The sequence below is a fragment of the Mesorhizobium sp. M7A.F.Ca.ET.027.03.2.1 genome (assembly GCF_003999175.1).
Lineage (GTDB): Bacteria > Pseudomonadota > Alphaproteobacteria > Rhizobiales > Rhizobiaceae > Mesorhizobium.
Window position 1 is genome coordinate 1 of the sequence record NZ_RZOM01000363.1, and the last position, 5,320, is coordinate 5,320.

Sequence of the window (5,320 nt, forward strand, 5' to 3'; positions counted from 1 at the left end):
GAATTTGACTTGGTACAATGCTTCCAAAGGCTGGGCGATTGCCGCCACCCGGGCCATGGCCGTGGAACTCGCCCCCTTCGGCATCCGCGTCAACGCCATCAACCCGGTTGCCGGCGACACGCCGCTTCTGTCCACCTTCATCGGCTCCGGCGAGGAAAACCGCGCCCGCGTCGTCGCCACCATTCCGATCGGCAGGCTGTCTACGCCGGCGGACATGGGCAACGCCGCGGCATTCCTGTGCTCCGACGAAGCCAGCATGATCACCGGCGTCGACCTCAATGTCGACGGCGGCAAGTGCATCTGAGCGTTAGACCATTTGGGAGTTGGCGATGAAGCCTGTCTACGAAATCGCCGTGGTGCATGGCGACGGCATCGGCCCGGAAGTCTGCGCCGCAGCGGTTCAAGTGGTGAAAGCAGCGCTTGGTCCCGGCAACCCCTTGCACTTCAGCGAATACCCGGCCGGAGCCGAGCATTTCCTGAAGACCGGCCAGAGCTTTCCCGAGCCGACCTTCCAGGCCTGCCGCGCGGCGGACGCCATCCTGCATGGTGCGGGCGGCTTGCCGGGCGTCGTCCATCCCGATGGAACCGAAGCAGGCCTGGATTTCACGCTGAGACTGCGCTTCGAACTCGATCTCTATGCCAACGTCCGCCCCATCAGGCTCTTCGAGGGCGTGCCTAGTCCGTTGAGCGGAGTGAAGGCCGGCGATATCGACTACATCATCTTGCGCGAGAACAGCGAAGGGCTTTACGCCGCGCGGGGATCGGGCGCCCTGTTGCGCGGCGAAGTGGCGGTCGACACGCTGGTGCAGACCCGCTCCGGCATCGTGCGTATCGTGCGCAAGGCCTTCGAACTGGCGCGCCAGTCGGGCGGCGCGCCGCGTGACGGCGTGCGCCGGGTCACCTGCTGCGACAAGGCCAACGTGCTGCGCAGCTATGCCTTCTTCCGCTCCGTCTTCGACGAAGTGGCGAAGGACTATCCCGATATCGCGACCGAGCACGCGCTGGTCGACGCCATGGCGATGCATCTCGTGCTGAAACCGGGCCATTTCAACGTCATCGTCTGCGAGAACATGTTCGGCGACATCCTGTCCGACCTCGCCGCCGCGACGGTGGGCGGGATGGGCATGGCGCCTTCAGCCGAGATCGGCGCGGCCAACGGCTTCTTCCAGGCCGCGCACGGCTCGGCGCCCGACATTGTCGGCCAAGGTATCGCCAATCCGTATGGGACGATCCTGTCGGCAGCCTCGATGCTCGACTGGCTCGGCCACAAGCATGGCGACGAGAGGCTCAACCAGGCCGCGGCGCGCATCCGTCGCGTGACCGAGGACTGCCTGGCCAACGGGCTTCTGAGCGCCGATCTGAAAGGCAGGGCGTCGACCAGCGAGATAACCCGCTCGATCTGCGACCGGCTCGCGGCAGCGGCGTGACTGATGATCAAGGTGAAGATAGATCTTGTTGGACCTCGCAAGGTCGGCCAGACGCTCATGCGCCGGATATTCATTGCCGACCGGCACGAGGGCGAGGCTTGAGATGGGCGCTCTCGATCGCCAGGTTTCGGTCGAGGATTTTCGCAGGCTTGCCCGTCGTCGCCTGCCGAAATCCATCTTCGAATTCATCGATGGCGGGGCGGGGCAGGAACTCACCCTTAACGCCAACCGAAGCGATTTCGAAAAGATCAGACTTTTGCCGCGCGTGCTTACCGATGTTTCGCATCCGAACGTTTCCACGACGCTCTGGTCCGAGACCTTGCCGACACCGCTCGTGATCAGCCCGATGGGTTCCTGCGCGCTGGTCAGGCCCGGAGCCGACATTGCCATCGCGAGGGCGGCAACCGCTCGCGGCATCCCCTACACACTCTCCACCATGGCCACGGCCAGCATCGAAGGCATGGCGCGAGCCGTACAGGGGCCGCTGTGGTTCCAGCTTTATGTGCTCAAGGATTTCGACTTCAATCGCCAACTGGTGAGGCGGGCGGAAGAATTTGGCTATTCGACGCTGGTGGTGACCGTTGATCTGCAAGCCGGGGGCAAGCGCGAAAAGGATCTTAGGAACGGCATATCCATCCCACTGCGGCCTTCGGCCCGGCATCTCTGGGAAGGCATGCTTCATCCTGGCTGGTCGCTGCGCCTGCTGAGCGGCGGTCTGCCCCAGTTCGAGAACGTCCGCGGCTATCTCGGTGACAACAGCGCCAGCCTGACGATCGCCGCGCGTGTTGGCGGCAGCCTCCATGCAGGTTTCGACTGGGACGATTTCCGCCAGATCCGCGACTGGTGGAAAGGCCGGCTGCTGGTCAAGGGCGTCCTGCACCCGGGCGACGCGTCGCGACTGGTCGCGGCTGGTGCCGATGGCATCTGGGTGTCCAACCATGGAGGCCGTCAGCTCGACGGTGCTGTATCGAGCATCGATGCCCTGCCCGCCATCCGTGAGGCACTTGGCGCCCAAGTCCCGATCCTCACCGATTCCGGTATCCGCACGGGCACGGACATCATCAAGGCCAAGGCACGCGGCGCCACCGTCGCGGCGATCGGCCGGGCCGCCCTGTTCGGCGCCGTGGCTGGCGAGGCCGGTGTGGCCAAAGCACTCGATATCCTCCTGGACGAAGTGGTGACTTGCCTCAGGCTCTGCGGGATCCCCCGTTTTCAGGAAGCGGGATCAGAAATCATAGCATAGCGCCAAGAAGAGTGCTCACGCTTGGTCAAGAGGTACAGAAAACCCCCGCTCGTCCAATATTCTTCCTCATCATTCTGAAGCCCTTGGCGTTATTTGCGACAAAGGTGAAATCCCCCTTGATGATGCGAGGCTTCAGCTCCCGCGCGCAGCACGCTCGGCTGCTCAACCAGCGAGCCTGAGCCATAGCGCCTGCCTGACGGCATGCGGTTAGCCGCCGCCGCCCATGGTCACGGACATGAAGGCCCGGAAGGCCGCCGCGGCCGGTTCGATTGATCTGTCCCGCGACCAGGCCAGGCCGACATCCATGGTAGGAATGGGCTCGACAAGCCCGCGCACTTCGATGCGCTGCCCTTCCAAGGACCAGGGGCGGTAAACCATGTCGGACAGGACAGTGACCCCCATGCCGGCAGCCACGAGCGACCGCACGGCCTCGACCGAACTGGTGGTAAGGACGGCGCGAAGCGAAAGCCCCGCGGCATCCCAGTAACGGGCGGCCGTCGTACGTGCCTCGTCAACCGTCAGCATGACATAATCTTCCGCCGCCACATCGGTGAGGCTGATTTCCTGTCGCGCGAGCAGATGATGATCAGCCGAAAGCCAGAGCCGGCGGTTCGAGCGCATCAAGACCTCCTGCGCCAACTCCTTGGTGTGCTCCAGGTTCGACACCAGCATCACGGCCATGTCGATGTCCCCGCACATCAACCCGCTTTCGAGAGCGTCTCGGGGCAGTTCCAGCACCTCGACCTCGATCTCGGGATAGGTCTTTCGAAATCGCGCGTAGTGGCGCGACATGTAGTAGCCGACGACCGTGTAGGTCATGCCAAGCCGCAGCTTGCCCGCCAGGCCTTTCCTATCGCGCAACGGGCTTCGGACGGCGGCAGCGACGGCCCCGGTGATAACACGCGCATGTTCAAGAAACCGCGCGCCCTCCATAGTCAGTCTTACGCCAGCGTGGTTACGCTCCAAAAGCCGTACGCCCAGGTCAGCCTCAAGCGTCTTTATCGCCGCAGTGACGGCCGATTGCGAGATGTTGAGTTCCACCGCAGCATGACTGACCTGTCCGCTCTCGGCGGTCGCGATAAAATAATCAAGCTGTTTCAAGGTGATGGTCATGGTGCGCTCCGGCCCAGAACCATTATCTGTTTTTTTGATATGACAATCAATAAACTACTATTTCACAAACGCCCTCGCATGCGCAAAAAATGCTGCAACGCCGCAAAGACGGCAGCTTCGAGGGGTAACAATGCGATGGCGGTGACGCTAAACTGCGACATGGGCGAAAGCTTTGGCCTCTACAAGGTTGGCGATGATATGGGCATGATGCCCATCATCGACGTTGCCAATGTCGCCTGTGGTTTTCATGCCTCCGATCCGGATCACATGCACGCCGCCGTCCGCAGCGCCAAGGCGAGTGGCGTAAAGATCGGCGCCCATCCAGGCTTGCCCGACATTCAGGGTTTCGGCCGGCGCGAGATGCGGATGACCCGCGAAGAAGTCAGGAACACCATCATTTACCAGGTGGGAGCGCTTGCCGGCTTCCTCAGGGCCGAGGGTGTGGAACTCCACCACATCAAGCCGCATGGCAGCCTCTACTTCATGGCCATGCAGCAGGAGGCAATCGCCCATGGCGTGTGCGACGCGGCAGAGATTTTCGGCGTACCCCTCTTCGGCATGACGGGCACCCTGCATGAGAAGATCTATCAAGAGCGCGGTATCCCATTCGTCGCCGAGTTCTATGCCGATCTCGACTACGATGCCTCCGGCAAGCTGATCTTGACACGCGTTCATGACGCCAAGGACCCCGCAGAGATGGCCGAGCGGTGCGTGCGCGCCATCAGGGAGGGCGAGGGCACGGCAGAGGACGGCAGTTTCTTTCCCGTACGCTGCGAAACCATCTGCGTGCATTCCGATACGCCGAACGCCATCGAAATAGCCAGGGCCGTGCGCACCGCAATCGCTCCCTGGCACTGAACTCGACCGAACCCGCCCGCGCAGGCGGTTCCAAATTAGTCTGTCTGCAGTTTTCCGGAGCTTTTTATGGCCCAGATTCTTTCGCCTCTTCCCGGCACTTTCTATCGCAGCGCTTCGCCAGACCAGCCGCCCTACAAGGCGGATGGCGACGCGGTTTCCGCCGGAGACGTAATCGGCCTCATCGAAGTGATGAAGTCGTTCCACGAAGTGAGGGCCGAGACGGCCGGTACGAACATCCGCTTCATTGCCGACAATGAAGACCCGATCATGGCCGGCGCACCTATCGCGGACCTCGACTGATGCTGAAAAAGCTTCTGGTTGCCAACCGGGGCGAGATAGCGGTCAGGATCATCCGGGCCGCGCAAGATTTGGGGATCGCCACCGTGGCGGTGTATTCGGCCGCAGACGCCGAGTCGCTCCACGTCCAGCTTGCGGACGAAGCGGTCAACATCGGCCCACCAGCAGCAAAGAAGTCCTATCTCAATGTCGAAGCAATTCTGAAGGCTGCCCGCGACACCGGTTGCGACAGCGTTCATCCTGGCTATGGTTTCCTTGCCGAGAATGCCGCGTTTTCCGACTCGGTCACAGGCGCTGGATTGGTCTTCGTCGGCCCGTCGGGAGATGCGATCCGGATGATGGGAGACAAGGTCTCGGCGCGATCGGCCGCTGCCGCTGCGGG

Annotated in this window: 7 protein-coding genes; 6 read left to right on the plus strand and 1 reads right to left on the minus strand. The window is 62.5% G+C overall.

What is annotated here, in order from left to right:
* The 3 genes from EN750_RS17065 to EN750_RS17075 all read left to right on the plus strand — a co-directional run.
* Positions 1–304: SDR family oxidoreductase (locus EN750_RS17065; protein ID WP_127397104.1), on the plus strand; the 304-nt coding region annotated here is incomplete at its 5' end.
* A 25-nt stretch (positions 305–329) separates the two neighbouring features.
* On the plus strand, positions 330–1,427 hold the full coding sequence (locus EN750_RS17070) for an isocitrate/isopropylmalate dehydrogenase family protein (protein ID WP_127397105.1): 1,098 nt from the start codon (positions 330–332) through the stop codon (positions 1,425–1,427).
* Between the two features lie 103 nt (positions 1,428–1,530).
* On the plus strand, positions 1,531–2,670 hold the full coding sequence (locus EN750_RS17075; RefSeq protein WP_127397106.1) for an alpha-hydroxy acid oxidase: 1,140 nt from the start codon (positions 1,531–1,533) through the stop codon (positions 2,668–2,670).
* A 207-nt stretch (positions 2,671–2,877) separates the two neighbouring features.
* Here EN750_RS17075 and EN750_RS17080 read toward each other — a convergent pair whose 3' ends face one another.
* Positions 2,878–3,783 carry a LysR family transcriptional regulator gene (locus tag EN750_RS17080; protein WP_127294331.1) on the minus strand — a complete coding sequence of 302 codons (906 nt, stop codon included), beginning with the start codon at positions 3,781–3,783 and terminating at the stop codon, positions 2,878–2,880.
* A 135-nt stretch (positions 3,784–3,918) separates the two neighbouring features.
* On the opposite strand from EN750_RS17080, the gene EN750_RS17085 reads away from it, so the two are divergent.
* The 3 genes from EN750_RS17085 to EN750_RS17095 form a co-directional block, all read left to right on the plus strand.
* On the plus strand, positions 3,919–4,641 hold the full coding sequence (locus EN750_RS17085) for a LamB/YcsF family protein (protein WP_127319967.1): 723 nt from the start codon (positions 3,919–3,921) through the stop codon (positions 4,639–4,641).
* 66 nt (positions 4,642–4,707) lie between these two features.
* Entirely contained in the window at positions 4,708–4,941 is a 234-nt protein-coding gene (locus EN750_RS17090; protein ID WP_013533152.1) for an acetyl-CoA carboxylase, read from the plus strand.
* The coding region (locus tag EN750_RS17095) for a biotin carboxylase N-terminal domain-containing protein (protein WP_281062304.1) at positions 4,938–5,320 on the plus strand (383 nt) is incomplete at its 3' end. The genes EN750_RS17090 and EN750_RS17095, both read left to right, overlap by 4 nt.

Bases quoted from the DNA above. Each gene is read 5' to 3' on its own strand.
- EN750_RS17070 (WP_127397105.1), top strand. From the start codon at position 330: ATGAAGCCTGTCTACGAAATCGCCGTGGTGCATGGCGACGGCATCGGC.
- EN750_RS17075 (WP_127397106.1), top strand. From the start codon at position 1,531: ATGGGCGCTCTCGATCGCCAGGTTTCGGTCGAGGATTTTCGCAGGCTT.
- EN750_RS17080 (WP_127294331.1), bottom strand. From the start codon at position 3,783: ATGACCATCACCTTGAAACAGCTTGATTATTTTATCGCGACCGCCGAG.
- EN750_RS17085 (WP_127319967.1), top strand. From the start codon at position 3,919: ATGGCGGTGACGCTAAACTGCGACATGGGCGAAAGCTTTGGCCTCTAC.
- EN750_RS17090 (WP_013533152.1), top strand. From the start codon at position 4,708: ATGGCCCAGATTCTTTCGCCTCTTCCCGGCACTTTCTATCGCAGCGCT.